We start from the raw sequence: 23,110 nt of genomic DNA on the forward strand, positions 1-23,110 counted from the left end.
TGGCCGGGGTCAGGAACTGCACTGACATGGCAGCCAGCGGCGGGGTCCGCCACCCGGTGCGCAGGTCCGCGCCGGAGCGGGCGGAGAAGCCGACCTCCAGGCGGGTGATCGTGGTCACGTGCACCAGACCACGCTGGATGCGGTCAGCCCACGCCTGGGCGTCCGGACTCTCACCGAGGCGCACGAGTGCGGACTTGTCGGCGAGCCATTCGGTCACGACCAGGCAGACCGCATGATGTCGGGATCATCAAGGTCCCTGTGGCGCTCGCTGAACGCGCGGAGGTCATCGACGCTGACGGCTCCGACGGTGACCCGGGCGTCACGGATGAGGGCTCGCCGGAGGTACTCGGTCCGCGAGATCCCCATCCGCTTCGCGCGGGCATCGATGGCGGAGACGACCTCGTCGGGCACGTCCCTGATCAGCACGTCTGACATCCGATGGCCCCCTCGTCGATAGCGCATGATATCGCGTCACGCGCCAGGGTGAAGAAGTCCATCGTCGATCAGGATGGGGTGGACGCACCGGCTGGTGGCTACCCGGTTCCCAGACCTCCGAGAGCGGCTGATCTCAGACGTTGAAGTCCTGATCGTCTGGAGGTTCCGGCACCGACGTGCGGGGCGAGGGCTTGGGCTGCCAGGCGGTGAGCCGGGAGAGCACGGTGTCGTAGAAGTGGGTGATGGCGTGCTCGACGCTGTCGATGAAGCCCTGCTGCTTGGCGGTGCCGCCGGCCTTGCGGCCCGCACCCATCGGGTACCTCTGGATCAGGATGAACTGGGCGGGCTCGCGCTTCTAATCATCGACCAGGCGCGCCGAGTCCTCGCGCGCTTCCGCCAGGGTGGTCATGGGTCCGGACTTGGCACGATGTGCGCGAGATTCGATGCACAGCTGATCGGGCGCGTCCTTGAGCTGGCGAGTGACCCAGCCCACCCGGCCGCGCGCCCCCTTGTCCTCCGCCGCCTTGATCGTGGTCGTGCACGTCAGCTGCCGGGCCTTCAGGTCGGCATGGATCTCGAGATCACCGGTGGTGTTCGGGATACGCAGCGCCGCATCCAGCGTGCCGTGGTCGATGAGGGTCCGACTGAGCGCGTCGGCGCGTGCCTTGGCGTCGCTCCGGTGGCTCGCCGCGAGGACCTGGTGGACGTCGTGCCCGATCTCCGCCCCCATGGTCAGGGCGACGTAGCGGATGAGCTGGTCCCAGCGGCTGCAGACCTCGGCGACATCGCCGCTCTGGCGGGCCAGGGTCCCGTCCCGTGCCGCGCTGCGGACTGCGACCCAGGAGCCGCCCATGTCGTTGAACGACAGCGCGCCCGATGACCGGTGCTCGAGGTAGCGGATGAGCTCCTCGAGGATCCAGCGCTGCTCGACGTCCTCGACGCCGGTGTGCTCCTTGAGCCGGACCGCTGTGGCGATCAGCTGGGTCCAGGAGATGTGGTGCAGCGCGACGGTGGAGTTCGACCGCGGCTGGGCGCCGGGGGTGGGATGGATGCCCGGGGCGGGGGCGATCTCGTTGGAGATGGTCACGACGGCGTTGAAGCGGTTGGCGCGGGCGAGCTTGATGTAGGTCTGGATCTGCTCGGCCTCGAGAGCGTTCGTGCCGGTCTTGACCTCGATCAGCGCGGTCCAGGTGTTCTTGGCGTAGCTGATCTGCACGAGCCCGTCGGGGCGGATCTTGCGGCCGTCGTGGTCGAAGATCACCTCGGTGAAGGTGTCGACCTGGGCACGTGCAGCCCGCGACGCCCCCATGGGACTGAACAGCTCGACGGAGAGCGGTCGGACGACACCGACCACGGCGAGCAACGCCGACGTCGCACGTTCCTCTGCCTCACGGTCCGATCCGATCCCCTTCACCGGGATCAGCCGCGCTCGAGTCCAACCCTCCATGGACATCCCTCCCACCTCGCCGCCGCCACGGATCATGCCAGATGGCATCCATCCCGAGGGGAGCTGATCCGCGCTCGGGACGCGCTGCGGGAGCGGTTGCAGCGCTCCAAGGACGACATCTCTGGTGGACGTCAGCGCATCACCGGCTGTCCAGTGACGATCAGGTTCTCTCCTTCGGTCCGGACCCGGTCCACGAGGAACGGGGAACGGAGGACGTCGCGCACGTCCGGTGTGACGAAGTAGGTGTCGTGGACGAAGCGACCCGTGCCGGTGACCCCGCCGGGGAAGGAACCGGGGATGGCGAGGTGCAAGCCGTCGCAGTCCAAGATCGTCCAGTGACGGACCACGGCCACCGCGGAGCACGTGAACCGGTACGTCGCCGACCACGGCGGCACAGCCTCGAACTCCGCCTCGCCGTCGACCGACGCGGCCTCGACGTGAGGGTGCCAGTCGCTCGGGGTGGTGGCCCCGCGTCGTTGCACCTCGACCATGGCGGTCCACACCTCGCCTGGCGTCGGGACGGGTTCACCGTCACCGATCATCCAGCCGGGGTGGAAGATCTCGATGCTGGCACCCACGATGCCCACAGCCTGGACCACCGGTGCGCAGGCCACGCGACGTCTCCGCCCGCGCCGTAGGAACGCGCAGCCCGACGCGTCACCCAGTCATCGTCACCTCGACCGCTCCGGACGCGTTGAAGACCGCCGTCTCCCCCGTGGGGGCGCAGGCGTCGTCCACGAGGGCCAGGTCCGGGTGGTACCCGCCACCCCCGGACACCACGTCACCCACCGTCACGGTCCTCCCGTCCGACAGCTCCAGCGTCAACGGGTCCGTCCCGACGAGCCCGGTGCCGTGGGGCCACACCACCGGGTAGCGCACGTCGACCTCCTCGTCGTGGAGCACGGCCCCGCACGCCTCGTCGTACTCCACCGTCCCCCGCACCAGCGCGTCGAGGCCAGCCGTGCTCGGTTGGGCGCTCCGCCAGATCTGCACCTCGTCGAGCTCCACGAACTCGAAGCGGCCATCCGCTGCGGCGTCGACGACCGTCCCGCCGCCCGATGGATCAGCGCAGCCTGCGCCGGCGATCGCCAGCGCGACGACGAGACCGATCAGCTGCCGGGGGATGCCCATCACCACCTCCGACGCCCATCGGGGCGCGTCCGTTCCAACTTCGTTGACACAACCTCGCCTCCTCCCCCGTCCAACCCTGCATGGACGTCCCGGCCGGCAGCGAACCCGTCACACGCGTGGCGGTCCTCAGCACCGACGAGCTCGAAGTGCTGGTCGCCGAGGCATCTGCCCGCGCCGCCGAACAGGTGCTCCACGCATCGACGACCCAGCGCGGCTTGAAGGTGTCCGAGGTCGCCGAGCGGCTGTCGTGTGCGGAGTCGACGGTGTACGGGATGATCCAGCGGGGTGAGTTCCCGGTGATCCGGCTCGGCTCGGCCATCCGGGTCCCCGAGTCCGCCCTCGACGACTGGGTCAGGTCTCAGACGGCACCGCTCCACCAGCCCCGCCCTCCTGCGTGAACACCCGGTTCAGCCTGGCCGCGTTCAGCCGGCGCCGCTCGTCCAGCACATGGCCGTAGCGCGACAGCACCAACGCGCCGCCATCCGCATGCCCCAGCAGGTCGGCGACCTCACGCACCGACGCGCCAGCCGCGAGGGCGAAGGTGGCCGCGGAGTGCCGCAGGTCGTGCAGCCGCATTCCCGGCAGGGCGGCCCCCTCACGGACATCGACCCACCACCGTCGAAGGTTCCCCACCTCCACCGCCGTCCCAACCGCGGACGTGACCACCAGCGGCCCCGGTTCGGGGTCGGTCCACACCGGTGCGGTCGCCCGCGCCGCCGCCTGCCGCCCACGATGGGCCACGAGCGCCTCGACCACGACCTCGGGGAGCACGATCATCCGCCGGCTGGCCGCGGACTTCACGTCCGGGAACGTCATCCTCCCCCCGTAGCGGCGCGCCTGGCGACGGATGCGCACCGTCGGGCCGTCGAGGTCCACGTCGGACCACGCCAGACCCAGCGCCTCTCCCACCCGCAGGCCGAGGACGGCCATCAGCACGACCGCGATGCCGAACTGGTCGTCGGCGACCAGGTCCAGCAGGTGACGGGCCCGCTCGGGCGTGGCCACGACCGGCTCACCTCTCCGCTCGGGTAGGGACCGCACGTCCGCGGCGACGTTGGTGACCGGGAACCCCGCGCGGCGGGCGTCGCCGAGCGCGAGGGACAGGACGGCCTTGCTCCGGTTGGCCGTGCCCGGCTTGCGGCCCGCGCGCGTCACCGCGTCCAGCAGCATCTCGACGTGCCGGGGACGCAGGTCGCGCAGCTTCACCTGCCCGATGGTCGGGATGACCCAGGTCCGCGCCCGCTGGGCGTACAGGTCGGCGGTCTGCGGCCGGATCTCCCCGCGCGCGGCTCGGGCCTCCAGCCGCGGCAGCCACGTCTGCTCCAGGTACGCCGCCAACGTCAGGTCCGGCTCGGCCAGTCGCTCGCCGTGCGCCTCCAGCTCGGCCTGCAGCACCTTTAGCTTCCGGCGCGCCTCCGCCCGGGTGTCGGCGACGCGCGTGCGACGACGGCGCTTGCCTGTCGCGGGATCCGGACTGAGATCGATCGTGGCGACCCGGTCGGGCCCCTCCCGGTCCCCAGGCGCAATGGAGGGGGGTTCGAAAGGGGGGCGGAGCCCCCATTGGGGAGAACAGCGCCGCAGGCGCTCGCGAGTTGGAAGGAGCGCGCAGCGCGACTGACCCACGGGCCGGAGGCCCGTCGCGAGCGCCCCCGGCAGGATTCGAACCTGCGACGCACGGTTTAGGAAACCGACGCTCTATCCCCTGAGCTACGGGGGCTCGGCCGCGTGGTGCGGCGGGGTCGACATCGTAGGCGGCGCCGGGGGGTGGGGCCGAGCGAGCCGATGACATCTGCGGACCCGCCACGTCCCAACGGCGTGACCCGACGTACAGGAGCAGCGATGCACGAACCCGATCCCCGCCCCTCCCCCGCCGCGGTAGCGTGCGCCCGTTCGACATCCCACGATGAGGCGGGACGATGACGACCCTGGCGATCGGCACCGAGAAGGGCGCCTACCTGCTCACCGACGACGGCGGGGCGTGGTCCGTGGAGCAGCTGTTCCCCGGCTGGCGGGTGACCGCGTTCGGCAAGGCCGCGGACGGGACCTACCTCGCCGGCGCGGCGAGCGGCTGGTTCGGCCCGTCGGTCCACACGAGCCCGGACCTCGTCGAGTGGACCCAGGTCGTCGACGGGCCCGCCTACCCCGAGGACGGCCCGGACCTCGAGCAGATCTGGACCTTCACGACTGCACCCGACGGCCGGGTGTGGTGCGGGGTGGCGCAGGCCGGCCTGTTCACCTCCGACGACCACGGGCGGTCCTGGCAGCCCGTCGAGGCCTTCAACGGCCACCCGACCCGACCGCGGTGGGAGCCGGGCGCCGGCGGCCTGTGCACCCACCGGATCCTGCTCGACGGCGACCGCGTGTGGGCGGCCGCCTCCGCCGTCGGCGTGTTCCGCTCCGACGACGCCGGTGCGACGTTCATCCCGCGCAACACCGGGCTCGGGATCGCGGTCCCCGGCGGCGAGGCGCCGGAGGTGGGGTCGTGCGTCCACGCGCTGGTGGCCGACCCGGGCAACCCCGACCTGCTGTGGATGCAGAACCACATGGGCGTGTTCCGCTCGACCGACGGCGCGGACTCCTGGGAGCGGATCGAGCAGGGCCTGCCCGCCAACTTCGGCTTCCCCATCGGCAGGGACGCGGCGTCGGGGTCGCTCTTCATCGTCCCCCTGGACGCCGACGTCGACCGCACCCCCGTGGATGGCGACTTCGCGGTCTGGCGCTCCACCGACGCCGGGGACACCTGGCACCGGTCGGGCGAGGGCTGGCCCGAGGCCGCCACGTACGACTCGGTGCTCCGCGGCGCGATGGCCACCGACGGCGACGGCGGGGTCGTCATCGGCACAACCGGCGGGCAGATCTGGGCGACCGAGGACGCCGGCGACCACTGGACCCGCCTGCCCGGCACCTTCCCGCGCATCGACGCCGTGGCGGTGCTGTAGCGGTGGCCCGCGGCGCGGTGCTGCTCCCGTCGGTCCTCACCCCGGCGATCGGCGGCGTCCGGCGCGTCGACGTCGACGGCGCGACGATCCGCGAGGCCCTCACCGACCTGTGCCGGCAGCACCCGGCGCTCATGGTGCACCTGTTCGACTCCGCCGGCCGCTGGCGCCGCCACGTGCTGTGCGTCCACCACGACGAGCCGGTCGGTGAGGCGGCGATGGACGCCGCGTTCGCCGAGGACGACGAGCTGGTCATCATGCCCGCCGTGTCCGGGGGTTGACCGGGCGCCCGCCACCCACACCGCCACCACCGCATGTAAGCGCTTGCAGCCAAAGTGGTTGCGCACCGCCACCCGGTCAGCGACCATGCACGCCACTGCAGGGTCAGCGACCGGAGGGTGAACCCCAGATGGCACGAGTGGTGTTCGACAACGTCAACAAGGTCTACCCGGACGGCTTCCAGGCCATCTTCGACCTCTCCCTCGAGATCGAGGACGGCGAGTTCGTCATCCTCGTCGGCCCGTCCGGCTGCGGGAAGTCGACCGCCCTCCGCATGGTCGCGGGCCTCGAGTCCATCACCAGCGGCCAGATGATCATCGGTGACCAGGTCGTCAACGACCTGTCCCCGAAGGAGCGGGACATCGCGATGGTGTTCCAGTCCTACGCGCTGTACCCGCACATGAGCGTCGCGGACAACATGGGCTTCGCCCTCAAGCTGTCGAAGGTCCCCCAGGACGAGATCGACAAGCGGGTCAAGGACGCCGCCGAGGTCCTCGGCCTGACCGAGTACCTGCACCGCAAGCCGAAGGCCCTCTCCGGCGGCCAGCGCCAGCGCGTCGCCATGGGCCGCGCGATCGTCCGGTCCCCCAAGGCCTTCCTGATGGACGAGCCGCTGTCGAACCTCGACGCCAAGCTGCGCGTCCAGATGCGCGCCGAGATCGCCGCGCTGCAGAACCGCCTGGGCGTCACCACGCTCTACGTGACCCACGACCAGGTCGAGGCCATGACGATGGGCGACCGCGTGGCCGTCCTCAAGCGCGGGGTGCTGCAGCAGGCCGACGCGCCGCAGAAGCTCTACGACCACCCGGACAACCTGTTCGTCGCCGGCTTCATCGGCTCGCCGTCGATGAACATCGCGGACGCGGAGGTCGTCGACGAGGGCGGGACGCTGTACGTCCAGATCGACCCCGCGAACCGCATGAAGATCCACGACGCCGCGATCGACGCCTACCCGCGCGTCCGCGACTACGCCGGCAAGCGCGTCGCGATCGGCATGCGGCCCGAGCACTTCATCCAGGCCAGCGGCGACGTGCCCGACGACATGGTGTGGCGCCAGCTGCGCGTGGAGCTGGTCGAGATGCTGGGCGCCGAGATGCTGGTGCACCTGAAGACCGACGCGCGCCACGTCATCAGCGACGACGTCCGCGAGGCCGTCGACGACGACGAGGCGTTCGAGGCGCTGCAGGAGCAGGCCGCGGCCGGCGGCGCGACCATCGTCGCGCGCTTCGAGCCCGGCAAGCCGCCGGCGATCCACGAGACCGTCGACGTCGGCTTCAAGACCGAGTCGATGCACTTCTTCGACCTCGAGACGGGCGCCGCGCTGCGCTGACCCGCACCGTCTCATCCCGCGACGCGCCGACCCGCACCGGGTCGGCGCGCGCATGAGGAGGCCCACATGACCCGGATCCTGGTGGTCGGCTCGCTCGTGATGGACCTGGCCTTCGACGTGCCGGCGGTGCCCGGGCCGGGGGAGGTGATCCTGGCCACGGCGTTCGGCCGCTACCGGGGCGGCAAGGGCTACAACCAGGCCGTCGCCGCGGCGCGCATGGGGGCGGAGGTGGTCATGGTCGGCGCGGTCGGGGACGACGACTTCGGCCGCGCGTTCCTCACGGCCCTCGACGCCGAGGGGGTCGACGCCTCCCGCGTGGTGGTCCTCGACGGCGTCGCCACCGCGGTGGCGGTCCCGCTGGTCACCCCCGACGGCGACGTCGGGTTCGTGCAGTACCAGGGCGCGAACCGCCAGCTCGACGCGGCGGTCGCCGCCGACCTGCCCGACTGCGACGCGCTGCTGCTGCAGGGTGAGATCCAGGCGCCGGTCAGCCTGGCCGCGGCACGGGCGGTCCGGTCGAGGGGCGGGCGGGTCGTCCTGAACCCCGCGCCGGTGCACGACATCTCCGACGAGCTGGCGACCACCGCGACGGTCATCACCCCCAACGAGGTGGAGGCCGCCGCGCTGCTCGGCCGCGACGCGGCGGACCTCGACGGCGAGGCGGCTGCCCGCGCGCTGGTCACCGACCAGCGCGCCGCCGTCGTCACCCTCGGCGCTCGCGGGGCGGCGTGGGCCGACGGGTCGCGGTCCGGTGCGGTCGCCCCGCCGGGCGTGGAGGCGATCGACGCCACCGCAGCCGGCGACTCGTTCAACGCCGCGCTCGCCATCGCCCTGGCGGAGGGGCAGGGGTACGCCGACGCGCTGCGGTTCGCGACCGCCGCAGGCGCGCACGCGACGACGATCAGAGGGGCGGAGCCGGCGCTGCCGACCCGCGCGGACGTCGAGGCCCTGCTCGACGCGGCGGGGTCCGACTAGTCGGTCTCCTCGAAGTGCCCGTGCCGGCCGGCGCCGGCGACGAAGCGGCTGGCGCCCTCGTCCGCCTCTCCCGACAGGAGCACGTTGCGGCCGAGGAGGTACTCGCGCATGTGCCAGCGCTCGTCGTCGAGGTCCCACTGCTCGATCGCGACCTGCCGGTCCGACCGCATGGTGCGCTGCGGGAACGACGCGATGGTCCGGGCCAGCTCCACGGCGGCGCCGCGGGCCTGGCCGTCGGGCACCACGCGGTTGGCGAGCCCCATCGCCTTGGCCTCCTCGGCGTCGACGGGCCGTCCGGTCAGGATCATGTCCATGGCGTGTGAGTGGCCGACGAGCCGCGGCAGCCTGACCGCCCCCAGATCCACGAGGGGGACGCCGAAGCGGCGGCAGAACACGCCGAAGACCGCGGACTCGGCGGCGACGCGGAGGTCGGCCCAGATGGCGAGCTCCAGCCCGCCGGCCACCGCGTAGCCCTCCACGGCGGCGATGACCGGCTTGGAGAGCCGCATGCGGCTGATCCCGAGCGGCCCCGGGGCGGGGGGCGCCTGGATGGTCAGGGCGCGGTCCCCGCCCTCGGCGAAGGCCGCCAGATCGGCACCGGCGCAGAAGTGCTCACCGGCTCCGGTGTGCACCGCCACGAGCTGCCGCTCGTCGGCGTCGAAGGTGGCGAACGCCTGCCGCAGGGCATCCGCGGTCGGCCCGTCGATCGCGTTCCGGCTCTCCGGCCGGTCGATCTCCACGATCGTGATGGGGCCGTCGATGTCGACGTTGATCATGGGGCGGCAGGCTACCTCCGCCGCCCCCCTCCTACGTCGCCTCGATCGCCCGCAGGACGTCGACCCGGGAGGCTCGGCGGGCTGGCAGGATCGCCGCCAGCACCCCGGCGATCGCGGAGGCGATCAGACCGGTGACCAGCCACCCCAGCGGGAACGCGAGGTCGAGGGGCGCCTCGTCCGCCAGCGCGGTCACGACCAGCCAGGCGAACAGCACGCCCAGGACCAGGCCGAAGATGGCGCCCAGCAGCGCGATCAAGACCGACTCCCAGCGGATCATCGACCGGACCTGGCTGCGGGTCGCCCCGACGGCGCGGAGCAGGCCCAGCTCGCGGGTGCGCTCGAAGACGCTGAGGCCGAGGGTGTTGACGATCCCGAACAGCGCGACGATCACGCTGAGGGCGAGGAGCGCGCTCACCACCCCGAGCAGCTGGTTGATCTGGCCGGTGATGAGCTCCTGGACCTCCGTCACGTCGCGGAGCTCGAGGGTCGGGTAGGCCTCCAGCACGGCCTCGACCTCGGGGCGGACGGCCGTCGCGTCGGCGTCGTCATCCAGCTCGACCATCATCGCGCCGAAGGCGAGACCGGGGACCTGGCTGGCGTCGACCACCCAGCCGCTGGCCACCGGCGACGTCTCGTAGACCGCACCCAGCTCGAGGGCCACCGCCTCGCCGTCGACGATGATCTCGATGGTGTCGCCGACGGCCACGTCCTCGCGGTCGGCCACGTCGTCCGACACGGCCAGGCCGGTGGCGAGGAGGCCGTCCGCCCCTCCCTCGAGCACGTCGAGGGTCAGGACCTCGTCGATCTCCTCGGGGTCGAAGCCGGCGACGAACGTGTCCTCGCCGTCGATCTCGACCTGCCCGAACTGCTGGACGGCGACGGTCTGGACCCCGGCGACGGCTGCGACGTCCTCCTCGAGCTGCGGGCCGGGCCCGCCCTGACCGGTGAAGAAGCCGGCGGGGTTGACCTGGAAGTCGCCGGCGAACGACTCCTCGATGGACGCGGTGGCGGACCGGGTGAAGGACTCCGCCAGGATCGCCATGAAGGCGACCAGCGCCAGGCCGATCATCAGCGCCGACGCGGTGGCGGCGGTGCGCCGCGGGTTGCGGCGGGCGTTCTCGGTCGCGAGCTGCCCCTGGATCCCCCGGGCGGACAGGGGCACGCCGAGGATGCCGAGGAGCGGCTTGGTGACCAGGGGCGCGAGGGATGCCGCCCCGAGGAGGGTGATGACCGCGGCGACACCGACGGCGAGGATGCCGGTGCCCTGGGTCAGGGTGAGGGCCAGTCCGGCCACGCCGAGGGCGAAGACCACGCCGCCGGCGGCGTAGCGCAGGACGCTGTAGCGCTTGGGCGGCGGGGCGGCGACGGCCTGCAGCGCGGCGACCGGGGGGATGCGGGTCGCGCGGGCGGCGGGGACGACCGCGACGACCGCGGTCAGCACCGTGCCGAGGAGGATCGCGACCACGAAGGTGGCCGGCGCGATGACGAGGTCACCCTGGGGGAGGGCGATGCCGAAGGCGTCGAGCAGCGCGAAGAGCCCGACGGCGAGCGCGGCGCCGAGGCCGAACCCGAGCACGGAGCCGACCAGCCCGGTGGCGAGCGCCTCGCCGAGGACCGAGCCGAGGATCTGGCGCCGGGATGCCCCGACGGCGCGGAGCAGCGCGAGCTCGCGGGTGCGCTGGGCGAGGATGATCGAGAAGGTGTTCGCGATCAGGAACGCGCCCACGAACAGCGACACGCCGGCGAAGACCAGCAGGCCGGTGGTGAAGAAGCCGAGCCCCTCGGAGATGTCGGAGGCCTGGTCGTCGGCGAGTTCCTCGCCGGTCAGCACGTCGACGCCGTCGCCGAGGGCCGCGGCGATGTCGTCGGCCAGGTCGTCGGGGTCCACGCCGCCCTCAGCCGCGGCGTAGACGGTGTGGTAGCCGCCGTCGCCGTACAGGGAGAAGGCGGTGTCGGGGTCGAACACGACGGCGGTGGCGCCGGCGAGGCTGTCGAGCTCGCCGAAGCCGAACGTCCCGGTGATCGTGTACTGCTGGACCGGGCCTTCGACCACCAGCCCGACGGTGTCACCGACCGCGAAGTCGTTGGTGGCCGCGGTGCCGGCGTCGATGGCGATCTCGTCCGGTCCGGTGGGGTACGCACCGTCGCGGATGGTGGCGGTGTCGAGCTCGGGTGACAGCGGGACGTTGAAGGCGAGGGTCGGGGGGCCGAACCCGCCGATGGGCTCGCCGTCGTCGCCGATCAGCTGCGCGAAGCCGCTGACCTCCGGCGAGACGGCCGAGACCCCGTCCACGGCGGCGATCTCGTCGGCGACCTCGACCGGCAGGGGGTCGCGGAGGCCCGTCAGCGGATCGGTGGTGTCCTCCGGGCCCTGCACGGCGATGTCGATGCCGGCGGTCGTCTGCCCGAACAGCTCGTCGAAGGTGGCGTTGAGGGTGTCGGAGAGGATCAGGGTGCCGGTGACGAACGCGACGCCGACGATGATCGCGAGGGAGGTGGCGGCGAGGCGCAGCTTGTGCGCCGCGATGCTGCGCAGCGTGGTGCGGAACACGGGCCTACAGCCCCTTCATGCGGTCGAGCACGCGCTCGGCGGTGGGCTCCCGCATCTCGTCGACGACGTGGCCGTCGGCCAGGAACACGATCCGGTCGGCGTACCCGGCCGCCATCGGGTCGTGGGTGACCATGACGATGGACTGGCCGTGCTCGTCGACGCTGCGGCGCATGAAGCCGAGGACCTCCGCGCCGCTGGTCGAGTCGAGGTTGCCGGTCGGCTCGTCGGCGAAGACGATGTCCGGGCGGCTGATCAGCGCCCGCGCCACGGCGACGCGCTGCTGCTGCCCGCCGGACAGCTCGCCAGGCCGGTGGTCCAGGCGGTCGCCCAGCCCCACGGTGGTCACCACGGTGTCGAACCACGCGTCGTCCGGCTTCGCGCCCGCGAGCCGCAGGGGCAGGAGCATGTTCTCCCGGGCGTCCAGCTGCGGCAGCAGGTTGAAGGCCTGGAAGACGAAGCCGATCCGCTCGCGCCGGAGCACGGTGAGCTGCCGGTCGCTCAGACCGGTCAGATCGGTGTCACCGACGAAGACCTGCCCGGCGGTGGGCTGGTCCAGCGCCGCGAGGCAGTGCATCAGCGTCGACTTCCCCGAGCCCGACGGGCCCATGACCGCGGTGAACTCCGCAGCGGCGAAGTCGACCGACACGCCGTCGAGCGCGCGCACCGCGGTGTCCCCGCGGCCGTAGACCTTCTCGAGGCCGACCGCGCGCGCGGCGAGGCGCGTCGCGGTCGTGGTTGCGCTGCTTGGGGTGGAGGAGCTCATCGTCGGTGCCTGTCGTGGGCTGATCGGTGTCGGGGGTCAACCTTGCCGGGCGGGGGGGCCGGGCACATCCGCCGGGGTCGTGATCTCGGTCTCCTCCCCGCGGAGGACCCGTGGGGGAGACCCCTTACTCCCCCGGCAGGACCAGCCGTTGCTCGTAGGCGAAGACGACTGCCTGCACGCGGTCGCGCAGCCCCAGCTTCGACAGCACCCGACCCACGTGGGTCTTGACGGTGGTCTCGGAGACGAACAGCTCCTCGGCGATCTCGCCGTTGCTGAGCCCCCGCGCGATCAGGATCAGCACCTCGCGCTCGCGGGCGGTGAGGCGGGCGGCGTCGCCGGTCGGCTCACGGGTCTCCGGGCGGGCGGCGAACTCGCCGATGAGCCGCTTGGTGACCGCGGGCGCGAGCAGCGCATCGCCGCCGGCGCAGACCCGGATGGCGTGGACCAGCTCCTCGGGCGGGGCGTCCTTCAGGAGGAACCCGCTCGCACCGGCGCGCAGGGCGCCGTAGACGTACTCGTCCAGGTCGAACGTCGTGAGGATCAGGACGCTGATCGGGTCGGTCACGTCCGGCCCGGCCAGGCGCTCGGTCGCGGCGACGCCGTCGAGCCGCGGCATGCGGATGTCCATCAGCACCACGTCGGGCCGGAGCCTGTGGGCCTCGGCCACCGCCTCCTCCCCGTCCCCGGCCTCGCCGACCACCTCGATGTCGTCCTCGCCGTCGAGGATCATCCGGAACCCGGTGCGCATCAGCGCCTGGTCGTCGGCGAGGAGCACCCGGATCACGACGCGACCTCGGGGACCGGGCTCGGGTGGTCGTCCAGGGGCAGCACCGCCGCGACGCGGTAGCCGCCGCCCGGCCGGGGACCGGCCTCGAGCCGCCCGCCGACCAGCGCAGCGCGCTCGCGCATTCCGACCAGCCCGAACCCACCCGACTCCATCCGGACGCCCTGCCCACCCGGCTGGTGCCCCCGGTCGCGGCCACCGTCGTCGAGGACCTCGAGGTGGAGGGCGCCGTCGCGAGCTCGCAGCTCGACGATCGTCCGGGTCGCCGCGGCGTGCTTGAGCACGTTGGTCAGGGCCTCCTGCACGATCCGGTAGCCGGAGAGGGAGATCGCGACGTCGACCGCCGGCAGGTGGCCGACCACCCGCAGCTCGACCTGCAGGCCGGCCAGCCGGAACTCCTCGACGAGCCCGGTCACGTCCTCGAGGCCGGGCTGGGGGCGTGTGGGCGGCACCACCTCGTCGTCGTCGCGGAGGAGGCCGAGCATCCGCCGGAGCTCGCCGAGGGACTGCCGGCCGGTGTCCTCGATCACCTGCAGCGCGGCCGCCGCCTGGTCCGGCTTGGCGGGCAGCATGCGCCGCGCGCCGGTGGCCTGCACGACCATGACGGAGGTGGAGTGGGCGAGCACGTCGTGCATCTCCCGCGCGATCCGGCTCCGCTCGGCGCGGACGGCCAGGGAGGCCCGCTCCTCGCGTGAGCGCTCGAGCTCCGCGGCGTGGGCGGCGAGCTCCTCGGTCTGCTCTCGGTAGGCCTGGACGATCCGGCCGATGATGGCCACGCCCAGCACGATCAGGGTGTTGGCGTAGAGGAGCGCGATGCCCCCCTGGCTGAGCGCCAGGCCGGTCGTGACGGCGAAGAAGATCCCGGTGGCCACCACGGTGTCGGCGAGGGGCGTGTACGCCGCCACCGTGTACAGCGCCACCAGCGGGGCGAGGGCCTGGATGGGGATGCCGAACGCCCCGGCGAGACCGGCGCCGAACCCCGTCAGCATGATGGTGAGATCCGGGTTCTGGCGCCGGAAGACCAGCGGCAGGGAGATGAGCAGCACGGCCACGATGGCCACCGGGGTCGGGGCCGTGCCCCACGGGCCGGGGCTCCGGTTGCCGAACAGCACCGCCACGAGGTCGGCCTGGCTGACCGCGATCGCGAGGACGAGGTCCTGCAGCCAGGGGGGCGAGCTGCGGATCCGGTCGAGTGCGGCGGATGCCCGGTCGGTCATGGTCGACGATGACGGTACCCCTGCCCCGGCCGGCCGGCGTCCTCCCGCCGGCGGGTGCGCGGTCATCCCCGAGGAGGATGCCGCCGACGTCGGCCGCCCCTCCCCCCGCCGTCTACCGTCGGGGCGATGTCCCACGTGACGGTGCACCTCTGGCGCGTCCCCACCGCGGCGGTGCCCCTCGCCGTCGCGCGGATGGCCGCGGACCGCTGGCTGCTGCGCGGCACACCCGGCCTGACGTTCTCCAAGCTGCTCGGCACCGGGGACGGGCGGACGTTGAGCCCGCGGGACGCCGACCCGCGCACCTGGGGGCTGGTGGCGGCCTGGCAGCGGGCGGAGGACGCGGTGGCCTTCGAGGCCCACCGCACGCCGCGTGGGTGGCGACGCATCGCCGAGGAGGAGTGGCGCGCCGACCTCGCGTGCCAGCGGACGCGGGGGCGGTGGAGCGGGCGGGAGCCGTTCACCGCTCGTGAGGACCTCCGGGGCTGGGACGGCCCGGTCGTGTCGCTGACGCGCGCACGGTTGCGACCCCGCACGGCCGCGACGTTCTGGCGGGCCGTGCCGCCGGTGGTCGCCGACCTCGAGGCCGGCCCCCAGCCCCTGCTCCGCGTCGGCATCGGCGAGGCCCCGATCGGGGTGCAGGGCACGCTCACGCTGTGGCGCGCTGCCGCCGACCTCGAGGCGTTCGCGTACCGGCGCGGCCCCCACCGCCGGGCCATCGCCGACACCACCCGTCTGGACTGGTACGGCGAGGAGCTGTTCGCCAGGTTCGCGCTGCTGGGGGTGCGGGGAACCGTGTCGCAGGTCTCCACCACCTCCCCGGTCGGGACCGCCCCCGGACGAGGAGATCTGCGTGCGTGATGTCGTGGTGGTCGGCGCCGGCCACAACGCCCTGGTGGCCGCCTGCTACCTGGCGGCCGAGGGACTCGACGTCGAGGTCGTCGAGCGCCGCGACGTGGTGGGCGGCGCGGTGTCGACCGTCGACCGCTTCGACGGCTACCGGATGGACGTCGGGTCGAGCGCCCACATCATGGTCCGGCACACCGGCATCATCGAGGACCTCGACCTGGCCGACTGCGGACTCGCCTACGTCGACCTCGACCCCTGGGGCTTCGCGCCGGTCGCCGAGTCCCCCGACGCCGACGGTCCGGCGACGCAGGCGATCGCGTTCCACCTGGACCTCGACGCCACCTGCGACTCGATCGCGGCGGTCTGCGGCGACGCCGACGCCACGGCCTACCACGCGTTCGCGACCGACTGGGGCGAGCGCAACGCCAGGATCTTCGAGCTGTTCTGCGAGGCGCCCACCCTCGGCAACGTCGGCCGGCGGATGGCCGGCGTCGGGCGCGCGACCGGCCTCGACGGGCTGGAGCTGTCCCGGCAGTTCCTCACCTCGGGCGACGCCCTGCTCGACGAGCACTTCGGCGACGAGCGGCTGAAGACCGCGCTCGCCTGGCTGGGCGCGCAGTCGGGACCGCCGACGCACGAGCCCGCGACCGCCGACCTGGTCGGCTGGAACATGGTCATGCACCGCCTGGCGCCCGGACGGGCCATCGGCGGGTCGGGATCCCTCAGCACCGCGCTCGCCGAGCGGCTCCGCCGGCTGGGCGGCACCGTCCGTCTCGGCGACGGCGCGGCGCGCATCGTGGCGCGCGACGGCCGGGTGCGGGGGGTGGTGACCGAGTCCGGCGAGCGGATCGCCGCCGACGTCGTCGTGGCGGGCTGCCACGTCCTGACCACGCTGGGGCTCGTCGGCGACGAGGCGCTGCCGCACGGCTTCGCCGACCGGGCCCGCCGCACGATCCGGACGGGGAACGGCATCGGGATGGTGGTGCGGCTCGGCACCACCGCCCTGCCGTCCTACCCGGGGTCGCTCGGCGGCGCCGAGCACCACGCGCTGCAGCTCCTCGCCCCCTCACGCCGGTTCCTGCGCGAGGCGCACGGGGACTTCGTCGCCGGACGCCCGCCGTCCCGGCCGGCCGCCCTGGCGATGGCGTTCTCCGCGATCGATCCGTCGATCGCCCCCGAGGGCCGGCACAACGTGACCGTGTGGGGCCAGTGGCACCCCTACCGCCTGTCGACCGGCGAGTCGTGGGACGCCATCCGCGAGCGTGAGGGCCAGAAGCTCATCGACGCCGTCGACGCCGCCGCCCCGGGCTTCGCCCGCACGGTCGAGCACGCCTACGTCCAGACCCCCCTCGACCTCGAGCGCGAGCTCGGCCTGGTGGACGGGCAGGTGATGCACGTGGACATGTCGCTCGACCAGATGTTCGCGTGGCGGCCGATGCCGGAGCTGTCGGGCTACCGGATGCCGGTCGACGGGTTGTACCTGACCGGCGCGTCCACGCACCCGGGCGGCGGCGTCTTCGGCGCCAGCGGCCGGACGGCCGCCAGGGTCGTGGTCCGCGACCGCGCGAGGGCGGCCAGGCCCTGGCGGCGCGCGGCGTCGGCGGTGCGCCGCCGTGTCGGGGGGCGCACGTGACCGCCAGCACCGGGCCCTCGACCGCGCCGGTCGCCGTGCGCGCCCGTGTCCTCGACGGTCGCGCCGAACGCGGCCGGCCGGCCGCGCGGGCGGTGCCGGTCGTGCTGGCCGCCGCGGCGATCACCGCCCAGGTCGTCTACCCGCTCGTCGGCGGTCAGGCGCGGGACGCGGTGACGATCGCGACCGTCGTGGCCTTCTCCGCCGCGTCGCTGTCGCACGCGGTGGTCCACCACGGCTGGAGGGTCGGCGTCGCCATCGGGGCGGTCTTCGCGGGCGGCGGGTTGGCCGTCGAGCTGCTCGGCGTCGCCACGGGGTTCCCGTTCGGGGACTACGCCTACGACCAGTCCCGCCTCGGCCCGACCGTCGGCGAGGTCCCCCTGGTGATCCCGCTGGCCTGGACGATGCTCGGCTACCCGGCGCTGGTGGTCGCGCGGCTGACCGCGTCGTCCCGGCTGGTCGGGACCGCGGTGGGCGCGATCGCGCTGGCGGCCTGGGACCTGTTCCTCGATCCGCAGATGGTGGCCGAGGGGTACTGGCGGTGGTCCTCGGCGGGACCGCACCTGCTCGACGGGATCCCCGCGACGAACTACGCGGCCTGGCTGGGGACGGCGTGGCTCATGATGATGGCGTCATGGCACCTGACGGGCGCGTGGACCCCCGACCGGGTCGACCTCCGCGTCCCGGTCGCGCTGTACGTGTGGACCTGGGCGGGGTCGGCGCTGGCGCACGCGGCCTTCTTCGACCTGCCGCAGTCGGCGCTCTACGGCGGCGTCGGGATGGGGGTCGTGGTCGTGGCCGCGCTGGTGCGGACCCGCACCCGGCCGGACGGGACGTGACGGCTGCGCGGAGGTCCGTCGTGCCGGCCACCGCGGTCGTGGCGGTCGCCGGCGTCGCGGCGACCGCGCTGTCGGTCCACTCGGTCCTGAACTGGCGGCTGCTGCGCAAGACCCCGGCCACGGCGACGCCTGAGGCGCTGCGGCCGTCGGTCTCGGTGCTGATCCCCGCGCGGGACGAGAGCGACCGGTTGGGCCCGACGCTCGAGTCGGTGCTCGACCAGGCAGGCGTGGCCCTCGAGGTGATCGTCCTCGACGACGGGTCGACCGACGACACGGCGGTGACCGCCCGCAGCGTGGCCGACGGCGACCGCCGCTTCCGACTGGTCACCGGTCGCCCCCTCCCCCGCGGGTGGCTCGGCAAGCCGCACGCCTGCGCCCAGCTGGCGGCGGAGGCGACCGGAGAGGTGCTGGTCTTCCTCGACGCCGACGTGCGCCTGGAGCCCGGCGCGCTCGCCGCCTGCGTCGACATGCTGGTCCAGGGGGAGGTCGACCTGCTGAGCCCCTACCCGCGCCAGGTCGTCGAGGGGACCGCCGAGCGCCTGGTCCAGCCGCTCCTGCAGTGGTCCTGGTTGACGTTCCTCCCGCTCCGCCTGGCCGAGCGCAGCCGGCACGAGTCGATGACGGCGGGGAACGGCCAGCTGATCCTCTGCCGCGCCGACGCGTACCGCGCCGCGGGGGGGCACGGCCGGGTCCGCGGCGAGGTGATCGAGGACGTCGCGCTGGCCCGCGCCTTCAAGCGGGCGGGACTGCGCGTGGGGATGGCGGACGGGACGCCGCACGCGACGTGCCGGATGTACGACGGCTGGGCCGAGCTGCGTGAGGGGTACGCCAAGTCGCTGTGGCGGGCGTTCGGCAGCCGGACCGGCGCGGTGGCGGTGCTGGCCTGCCTGGTGCTGCTGTACGTGGTGCCGCCCCTCGCCCTGGTCGTGGGGCTGGCCGCGCGCCGGCGGGATCTGGCGCTGGCCGGCGGCGTCGGGTACGTCGGCGCCGTGCTCGGCCGGGCCCACGCGGCGTGGCGCACCGGTGGGCACGTGCGGGACGCGCCGACCCACCCGGTCAGCGTCCTGGTGCTCGCCCACCTGACCCGCGAGTCGTGGCGCCGCAAGCGCCTCGGGGCCCTGTCCTGGAAGGGCAGGCCGGTTCCCTGATGGCGGGGCGGTCACGGGTCGTGGTGGTCGGCGCGGGGGTGGGCTGGTTGGCGTGCGCGGCGCGGCTGGCCGCGACCGGGTGGGACGTGGCGGTGCTCGAGCAGGCGCCGGTCGTCGGCGGGAAGCTCGGCATCCGCGAGGTCGACGGGTTCCGGTTCGACACCGGACCCTCCCTCGTGACCCTCCCGTGGACGGTGCGGGACGTCCTCGGCGACACGGGGGCCGTCGATGCGCTGGACCTCCGCCGGCTGGACCCGATCGCCCGGTACCGCTTCGCCGACGGCACGTGGCTGGACGCCCACGCCGACGACGACCGGTTCGCCGCCGAGCTCGACGCCGTGATCGGGGTCGGTGCCGCCGTCCAGTGGGCGGCGCTGATGGCCCGCGCCGCCCACGTCTGGGGGGCCTCGGCCGATCCCGTGCTCCGCTCGCCGCTGCGGGGCGTGCGGGACCTGCTGCCGCTCGCCGCCGACCCGCGCGACCTGGCGGCCGTCGCGCCCCACCGCACCGTCCGCTCCCTCGGCCGGGAGTACCTGAGCGACCCGCGCCTCCGGGTGCTGCTCGACCGGTACGCGACCTACTCGGGCTCGGACCCCCGGCGTGCGCCGGCGGCCCTGGTGACCGTCCCCTACGCCGAGCGGCGGTGGGGCGGGTGGTACGTCACCGGCGGCCTCCGTCGGATCGCCGACGTCCTGGCCGACCGGGTCCGGGCGCACGGCGGGCACATCGCCACGTCGACGCCGGTGAGCTCGATCACCGTGCGGGGGGGCCGCGCGACCGGGGTGGTCACCGCAGACGGCCGGGAGTGGCCCGCCGACGCGGTGGTGGCGAACGCCGACGCCGCGGTCGTCGCCGATGTCCTGCTGCCCCGGGCGGTCGGCCGGCCGCTGCGCCGCCGCCTGCGGGTCGCGCCCCGCTCCCTCGCCGGGTGGGTGCTCCTGCTCGGCGTCCGGACCGACCGGCTCAGCGGACGTGCCGCCGCCATGCCCGGGCACACGGTGCTGTTCGGTGGCGACTACGACGCCGAGTTCGACGCGCTGTTCGGACGGCACCCGGCCTACGCGACCGATCCGACGATCTACGTCGCGGTCCCCGACGACCCGTCCGTCGCGCCGCCCGGCCACCAGTCGTGGTTCGTCCTGGTGAACGCCCCCCGGACCGACCAGGTCGCCTCCCCCCCGGCCGGGTACGCCGACCGCGTCCTCGAGCTGATGGCCGCACGCGGCATCGACGTCCGACCCGGCGTGGTCCTCGCCGAGGAGCGGCCGCCGTCGGTGCTGGCCCGCGAGGCGGCCGCCCCCGGCGGGGCGATCTACGGCTCGTCGTCCAACGGGCCGCTGGCGGCGTTCCTCAGGCCACCGAACGCCGGCCCGGTGGAGGACCTGCACCTGGTGGGCGGATCGAGCCACCCGGGCGGGGGGCTGCCGCTGGTGCTGCTCAGCGCCGAGATCGTCGCGCGGGCGGTGGTCAGCGCGCGATGAGTGCGGCGACCGCGTCCTCGACGGCGGCGGACAGCGCCGACGTCCCGCCCAGCAGGTGGGCGGCGGTGACCGTGGTGGTGTCGGCCAGGTAGTCGGCCACCGCTTCGGAGAGGCGGTCGGTGTCGCTGAGCAGCAGCGGCGCACCCAGACCGGCCACGAGCGGTCCGCCGGCGAGGGCGTCGGGGAACGCCTCCGCCGTCGCGAGCCCCACGACCCGCGGTGCGGCGCCGAACGCCCGGGCGACCGCGACGCTGGTCCCCGCGGGCGTCGAGCCCGACAAGGCCGCCGTGCCGGGCAGCGCCGCCGCCGCTGACGCGCCGATCGCCCAGTCGATGCGGCTGGTGAGGGGTGCGAGCTCGTCCGGGACCCGGTCGCCGGCGGTGAGCACGAGCGCGCCCCCGGCCGCCGCCATGGCCGCGCCGGCCACGACCGCGTCGGCGTGGGCGTCCCCGTCGGCTGCGGCGACGGTGGGGGGACGTCCGAGGGCCTCGTAGATCGCGACGGCGGTCGCGTACCGGTTGGGTCCCATCACGCGGGTCGTGGCGTAGCCGGCGTCCTCGAGGGCGGCGGCCACGGCCTCCCCGATCGCGGCGGTGCCCCCGAGGAGGTGCACGGTGCGGCCGCGATCGAGCACCCGGTCGATCTCGGCCAGCGTGGCGGGTGGCAGGTCCCCGGGGCTGGTCAGCAGGATCGGCGCGGACAGCTCGGCGGCGAGGGGTCCACCCGCCAGCGCATCGGCGGGCGCGTCGGCGCGGGCGAGCACGACCGCGCGGGCCGGGCCCGCCTCGAAGCGGGCCCGGCTGACGGCGACGGCCGTGGCGATCCGCTCGCCGCCTGCGTGGCGGACGACCTCCCCCGCGACCGGGGTGCGCGGCGCGAGGTCGACGGTGGTCGTCGCGGCGGCCGGATCGGGGTCGGTGAGGTCCTGCGCGACCGCCGTGAGGGTCACCGCGCGCGCGTCCTCGCCGGGCTCCGGGCGCTCGAGCGGGAGCGCGACCGTGCGCTGCGTCCCCGGTGCGGCGCGGCCGAGCGGGCAGCGCCAGCCGGCCCCGTCGGGATGGCAGCCGTCGTGGTCGAGGCGGTCGACGCCCACCACCACCAGATCGACGTCGGCCTCGCGGCCGCCGCGGTGGACGACCGTCGCCCGCAGCTCGACGACGCGCGCGGCCGCGAGAGCCACGTCACCACCGCCGTCGGGGTCCCGGAGGACGACGTCGGTGATGGCCAGGTCGGCCGCCGGCGGTCTGAGGGCGACCTCCGCGCTGTTCCCGTCGCCGGGGTGCGGATCCGGCGTGCCGGCGGCCTCGGCGACCGCCCGGACGGACGTCCCGGCGCGGACCGACACGGCGACGTCCATCGACATCGACGTGTTGGCGGCGAGGTGCTCGACGCTGCACGACACCTGCGCCTCGTCAGCCGCGCACCCGACCCCGTCGGCGAGCGACCCGGGCTGGGGATCGCCGGTGTGGGCGGTGATCGCGCCGCGCTCGACGGCCACCCGCAGGATGGGGTGCTCGGCGTCGTCAGGACCGCGGTTGGTCAGTCGGGCCCGCACCACCTGGGGGTCGGATCCGTCGTCGACGACGGTGAGGTCGACGGTCAGGTCGGCGCTCTGGGACCGTGCCGCGACCGGGGTGCCGGCCAGGACGCCAGCCAGGACCAGCAGCGTGATCAACAGCGATCTCATCTCTCGTACCTCCACAACCCACGTCGATCGGTGTCAGCAGACGATAGGCAGCGCCCAGCAGACCGCGCGACCGGGGGGTGTGGACAACCCGTGTGCGTCAGGGGGCCGTCGACAGGTCGCGGTGGATCGCGACCAGCACCTGGACGACGCCGACGACGCCGGCGACGGCGAGCACCGCAGCCGCAGCGGCCGTGATGAGGTCCTCCAACGGGGGGAGGACCGCCCCGAACAGCACCCCGACGGCCACGGCGATCACCCGGACGGCCCGCTCCCCGACGGTGATCGTCCCCACCTCGGTGCCGCCGGCGTTGCGACCCCGCGCTCGCGCGTACTCGATCAGCCAGCCGGTGACGCCGGCGAGCAGGACCAGCCAGGGCGGGGCACCCACCACCCAGAGGGCCAGGAGCAGCACCACGTCGGTCACCCGATCGGTGACCGAGTCGACCACGTAGCCCCAGGCGCTCGTCCGGTCGGTGGCGGCGGCGACCGCGCCGTCGAGGGTGTCGGCCAGCCCGCTGACCACGACCAGTACGCCCCCGAGGACCTGCCAGGCGCCTCCCTCGGCCGCCGCGGCGAGCGCGGCGCACGCCAGCCACGCCCCGGTCAGCGTCAGCACGTCCGGCCGCACGCCGCGACGCGCCAGGGGACGGGCGACCGCGTACCCGAGCACCAGCCACCGCCGCAGCGGTGCCGAGGCACGCGGGTCCACGCCGCCGTGCAGGGGACGCCAGCGATCCAGGTACCCCTCGGTGTCCGGGACGGGGTCGCGGGGCGGGCGTGCCGTCGAGATCGCCAGGACGACGAGGGCGACGCCGAGCACCGCCACGACCGCGAGCGCCACCAGCCCGGACATGA

Annotated in this window: 23 protein-coding genes, 1 tRNA gene and 1 pseudogene; 10 read left to right on the plus strand and 15 right to left on the minus strand. The window is 74.1% G+C overall.

Translation table 11 applies throughout. The features are described 5' to 3' along the window. The 6 genes and pseudogenes from ACEQ2X_RS16425 to ACEQ2X_RS16450 form a co-directional block, all read right to left on the minus strand. Window positions 1–223 (minus strand): annotated as a pseudogene (locus ACEQ2X_RS16425) (VapC toxin family PIN domain ribonuclease); the annotation flags it as partial. After that, window positions 214–435, minus strand: coding sequence for a ribbon-helix-helix protein, CopG family (locus ACEQ2X_RS16430; RefSeq protein ID WP_370326915.1), 222 nt, complete (start codon window positions 433–435; stop codon window positions 214–216). The gene ACEQ2X_RS16430 and the pseudogene ACEQ2X_RS16425, both read right to left, overlap by 10 nt. Window positions 436–568: 133 nt before the next feature. Next, window positions 569–748 (minus strand): hypothetical protein, encoded by a 180-nt coding sequence (locus ACEQ2X_RS16435; RefSeq protein WP_370326916.1) that lies wholly within the window; start codon window positions 746–748, stop codon window positions 569–571. A 42-nt stretch (window positions 749–790) separates the two neighbouring features. Beyond that, window positions 791–1,888: a hypothetical protein gene (locus ACEQ2X_RS16440; protein ID WP_370326917.1), complete on the minus strand. Its 1,098-nt coding sequence runs from the start codon at window positions 1,886–1,888 to the stop codon at window positions 791–793. A 125-nt stretch (window positions 1,889–2,013) separates the two neighbouring features. After that, window positions 2,014–2,460, minus strand: a complete 447-nt coding sequence (locus ACEQ2X_RS16445) for a hypothetical protein (protein ID WP_370326918.1) — start codon at window positions 2,458–2,460, stop codon at window positions 2,014–2,016. 79 nt (window positions 2,461–2,539) lie between these two features. Then, window positions 2,540–3,013 (minus strand): hypothetical protein, encoded by a 474-nt coding sequence (locus tag ACEQ2X_RS16450; protein WP_370326919.1) that lies wholly within the window; start codon window positions 3,011–3,013, stop codon window positions 2,540–2,542. A gap of 80 nt (window positions 3,014–3,093) precedes the next feature. Here ACEQ2X_RS16450 and ACEQ2X_RS16455 point away from each other — a divergent pair, with 80 nt between their 5' ends. Further along, entirely contained in the window at window positions 3,094–3,411 is a 318-nt protein-coding gene (locus tag ACEQ2X_RS16455; protein ID WP_370326920.1) for a helix-turn-helix domain-containing protein, read from the plus strand. On the opposite strand, the gene xerC is transcribed toward ACEQ2X_RS16455, so the two are convergent. Beyond that, window positions 3,365–4,408 (minus strand): tyrosine recombinase XerC, encoded by a 1,044-nt coding sequence (gene xerC / locus ACEQ2X_RS16460; protein WP_370326921.1) that lies wholly within the window; start codon window positions 4,406–4,408, stop codon window positions 3,365–3,367. The genes ACEQ2X_RS16455 and xerC overlap by 47 nt on opposite strands. Window positions 4,409–4,657: 249 nt before the next feature. After that, window positions 4,658–4,730: transfer RNA gene (locus ACEQ2X_RS16465), tRNA-Arg, on the minus strand. A gap of 199 nt (window positions 4,731–4,929) precedes the next feature. Here ACEQ2X_RS16465 and ACEQ2X_RS16470 point away from each other — a divergent pair. The 4 genes from ACEQ2X_RS16470 (at window position 4,930) to ACEQ2X_RS16485 (ending at window position 8,533) form a co-directional block, all read left to right on the plus strand. Further along, window positions 4,930–5,952 carry an exo-alpha-sialidase gene (locus ACEQ2X_RS16470; RefSeq protein WP_370326922.1) on the plus strand — a complete coding sequence of 341 codons (1,023 nt, stop codon included), beginning with the start codon at window positions 4,930–4,932 and terminating at the stop codon, window positions 5,950–5,952. Window positions 5,953–5,954: 2 nt separating this feature from the next. Then, window positions 5,955–6,230 (plus strand): MoaD/ThiS family protein, encoded by a 276-nt coding sequence (locus tag ACEQ2X_RS16475; RefSeq protein ID WP_370326923.1) that lies wholly within the window; start codon window positions 5,955–5,957, stop codon window positions 6,228–6,230. Window positions 6,231–6,358: 128 nt separating this feature from the next. Then, on the plus strand, window positions 6,359–7,558 hold the full coding sequence (locus ACEQ2X_RS16480; protein ID WP_370326924.1) for an ABC transporter ATP-binding protein: 1,200 nt from the start codon (window positions 6,359–6,361) through the stop codon (window positions 7,556–7,558). Between the two features lie 66 nt (window positions 7,559–7,624). Next, window positions 7,625–8,533, plus strand: a complete 909-nt coding sequence (locus ACEQ2X_RS16485) for a ribokinase (protein ID WP_370326925.1) — start codon at window positions 7,625–7,627, stop codon at window positions 8,531–8,533. Here ACEQ2X_RS16485 and ACEQ2X_RS16490 read toward each other — a convergent pair. The 5 genes from ACEQ2X_RS16490 to ACEQ2X_RS16510 form a co-directional block, all read right to left on the minus strand. Next, on the minus strand, window positions 8,530–9,309 hold the full coding sequence (locus tag ACEQ2X_RS16490) for a crotonase/enoyl-CoA hydratase family protein (protein ID WP_370326926.1): 780 nt from the start codon (window positions 9,307–9,309) through the stop codon (window positions 8,530–8,532). The two genes, ACEQ2X_RS16485 and ACEQ2X_RS16490, sit on opposite strands and share 4 nt — an antisense overlap. A gap of 31 nt (window positions 9,310–9,340) precedes the next feature. Continuing rightward, the gene (locus ACEQ2X_RS16495) at window positions 9,341–11,860 is read right to left on the minus strand and encodes an ABC transporter permease (protein ID WP_370326927.1); all 2,520 of its coding nucleotides are present in this window, start codon (window positions 11,858–11,860) and stop codon (window positions 9,341–9,343) included. Between the two features lie 4 nt (window positions 11,861–11,864). Beyond that, window positions 11,865–12,623 (minus strand): ABC transporter ATP-binding protein, encoded by a 759-nt coding sequence (locus tag ACEQ2X_RS16500; RefSeq protein WP_370326928.1) that lies wholly within the window; start codon window positions 12,621–12,623, stop codon window positions 11,865–11,867. A gap of 124 nt (window positions 12,624–12,747) precedes the next feature. Beyond that, the gene (locus ACEQ2X_RS16505; protein WP_370326929.1) at window positions 12,748–13,407 is read right to left on the minus strand and encodes a response regulator; all 660 of its coding nucleotides are present in this window, start codon (window positions 13,405–13,407) and stop codon (window positions 12,748–12,750) included. Beyond that, window positions 13,404–14,624: a sensor histidine kinase gene (locus ACEQ2X_RS16510; RefSeq protein ID WP_370326930.1), complete on the minus strand. Its 1,221-nt coding sequence runs from the start codon at window positions 14,622–14,624 to the stop codon at window positions 13,404–13,406. The genes ACEQ2X_RS16505 and ACEQ2X_RS16510 overlap by 4 nt, the downstream gene beginning before the upstream one ends. 126 nt (window positions 14,625–14,750) lie before the next feature. On the opposite strand from ACEQ2X_RS16510, the gene ACEQ2X_RS16515 reads away from it, so the two are divergent. From ACEQ2X_RS16515 to ACEQ2X_RS16535, 5 genes are read left to right on the plus strand one after another with little or no spacing between them, the layout of a single operon-like run. Beyond that, the gene (locus tag ACEQ2X_RS16515; RefSeq protein WP_370326931.1) at window positions 14,751–15,482 is read left to right on the plus strand and encodes a monooxygenase; all 732 of its coding nucleotides are present in this window, start codon (window positions 14,751–14,753) and stop codon (window positions 15,480–15,482) included. Then, window positions 15,475–17,103: a phytoene desaturase family protein gene (locus tag ACEQ2X_RS16520; protein ID WP_370326932.1), complete on the plus strand. Its 1,629-nt coding sequence runs from the start codon at window positions 15,475–15,477 to the stop codon at window positions 17,101–17,103. The genes ACEQ2X_RS16515 and ACEQ2X_RS16520 overlap by 8 nt, the downstream gene beginning before the upstream one ends. After that, the gene (locus tag ACEQ2X_RS16525) at window positions 17,100–17,939 is read left to right on the plus strand and encodes a carotenoid biosynthesis protein (protein ID WP_370326933.1); all 840 of its coding nucleotides are present in this window, start codon (window positions 17,100–17,102) and stop codon (window positions 17,937–17,939) included. Before ACEQ2X_RS16520 ends, ACEQ2X_RS16525 begins: the two co-directional genes overlap by 4 nt. Window positions 17,940–17,959: 20 nt before the next feature. After that, a complete protein-coding gene (locus ACEQ2X_RS16530; RefSeq protein WP_370326934.1) occupies window positions 17,960–19,087 on the plus strand; it encodes a glycosyltransferase family 2 protein in 1,128 nt (375 codons plus the stop codon). Further along, window positions 19,087–20,568: a phytoene desaturase family protein gene (locus tag ACEQ2X_RS16535; protein WP_370326935.1), complete on the plus strand. Its 1,482-nt coding sequence runs from the start codon at window positions 19,087–19,089 to the stop codon at window positions 20,566–20,568. Before ACEQ2X_RS16530 ends, ACEQ2X_RS16535 begins: the two co-directional genes overlap by 1 nt. Here ACEQ2X_RS16535 and ACEQ2X_RS16540 read toward each other — a convergent pair. Further along, window positions 20,555–22,255, minus strand: a complete 1,701-nt coding sequence (locus ACEQ2X_RS16540; protein WP_370326936.1) for a cell wall-binding repeat-containing protein — start codon at window positions 22,253–22,255, stop codon at window positions 20,555–20,557. The two genes, ACEQ2X_RS16535 and ACEQ2X_RS16540, sit on opposite strands and share 14 nt — an antisense overlap. A gap of 97 nt (window positions 22,256–22,352) precedes the next feature. Beyond that, on the minus strand, window positions 22,353–23,108 hold the full coding sequence (locus tag ACEQ2X_RS16545; protein ID WP_370326937.1) for a CDP-alcohol phosphatidyltransferase family protein: 756 nt from the start codon (window positions 23,106–23,108) through the stop codon (window positions 22,353–22,355). Window positions 23,109–23,110 lie beyond the last annotated feature (2 nt).

Origin of the sequence: Euzebya sp. (assembly GCF_964222135.1) — a bacterium.
Classification (GTDB): domain Bacteria; phylum Actinomycetota; class Nitriliruptoria; order Euzebyales; family Euzebyaceae; genus Euzebya.

Bases quoted from the DNA above. Each gene is read 5' to 3' on its own strand.
- ACEQ2X_RS16500 (WP_370326928.1), bottom strand. From the start codon at position 12,623: ATGAGCTCCTCCACCCCAAGCAGCGCAACCACGACCGCGACGCGCCTC.
- ACEQ2X_RS16440 (WP_370326917.1), bottom strand. From the start codon at position 1,888: ATGTCCATGGAGGGTTGGACTCGAGCGCGGCTGATCCCGGTGAAGGGG.
- ACEQ2X_RS16470 (WP_370326922.1), top strand. From the start codon at position 4,930: ATGACGACCCTGGCGATCGGCACCGAGAAGGGCGCCTACCTGCTCACC.
- ACEQ2X_RS16435 (WP_370326916.1), bottom strand. From the start codon at position 748: ATGGGTGCGGGCCGCAAGGCCGGCGGCACCGCCAAGCAGCAGGGCTTC.
- ACEQ2X_RS16535 (WP_370326935.1), top strand. From the start codon at position 19,087: ATGGCGGGGCGGTCACGGGTCGTGGTGGTCGGCGCGGGGGTGGGCTGG.
- ACEQ2X_RS16515 (WP_370326931.1), top strand. From the start codon at position 14,751: ATGTCCCACGTGACGGTGCACCTCTGGCGCGTCCCCACCGCGGCGGTG.
- ACEQ2X_RS16490 (WP_370326926.1), bottom strand. From the start codon at position 9,309: ATGATCAACGTCGACATCGACGGCCCCATCACGATCGTGGAGATCGAC.
- ACEQ2X_RS16455 (WP_370326920.1), top strand. From the start codon at position 3,094: ATGGACGTCCCGGCCGGCAGCGAACCCGTCACACGCGTGGCGGTCCTC.
- ACEQ2X_RS16510 (WP_370326930.1), bottom strand. From the start codon at position 14,624: ATGACCGACCGGGCATCCGCCGCACTCGACCGGATCCGCAGCTCGCCC.
- ACEQ2X_RS16450 (WP_370326919.1), bottom strand. From the start codon at position 3,013: ATGGGCATCCCCCGGCAGCTGATCGGTCTCGTCGTCGCGCTGGCGATC.
- ACEQ2X_RS16545 (WP_370326937.1), bottom strand. From the start codon at position 23,108: ATGTCCGGGCTGGTGGCGCTCGCGGTCGTGGCGGTGCTCGGCGTCGCC.
- ACEQ2X_RS16540 (WP_370326936.1), bottom strand. From the start codon at position 22,255: ATGAGATCGCTGTTGATCACGCTGCTGGTCCTGGCTGGCGTCCTGGCC.
- ACEQ2X_RS16485 (WP_370326925.1), top strand. From the start codon at position 7,625: ATGACCCGGATCCTGGTGGTCGGCTCGCTCGTGATGGACCTGGCCTTC.
- ACEQ2X_RS16430 (WP_370326915.1), bottom strand. From the start codon at position 435: ATGTCAGACGTGCTGATCAGGGACGTGCCCGACGAGGTCGTCTCCGCC.
- ACEQ2X_RS16480 (WP_370326924.1), top strand. From the start codon at position 6,359: ATGGCACGAGTGGTGTTCGACAACGTCAACAAGGTCTACCCGGACGGC.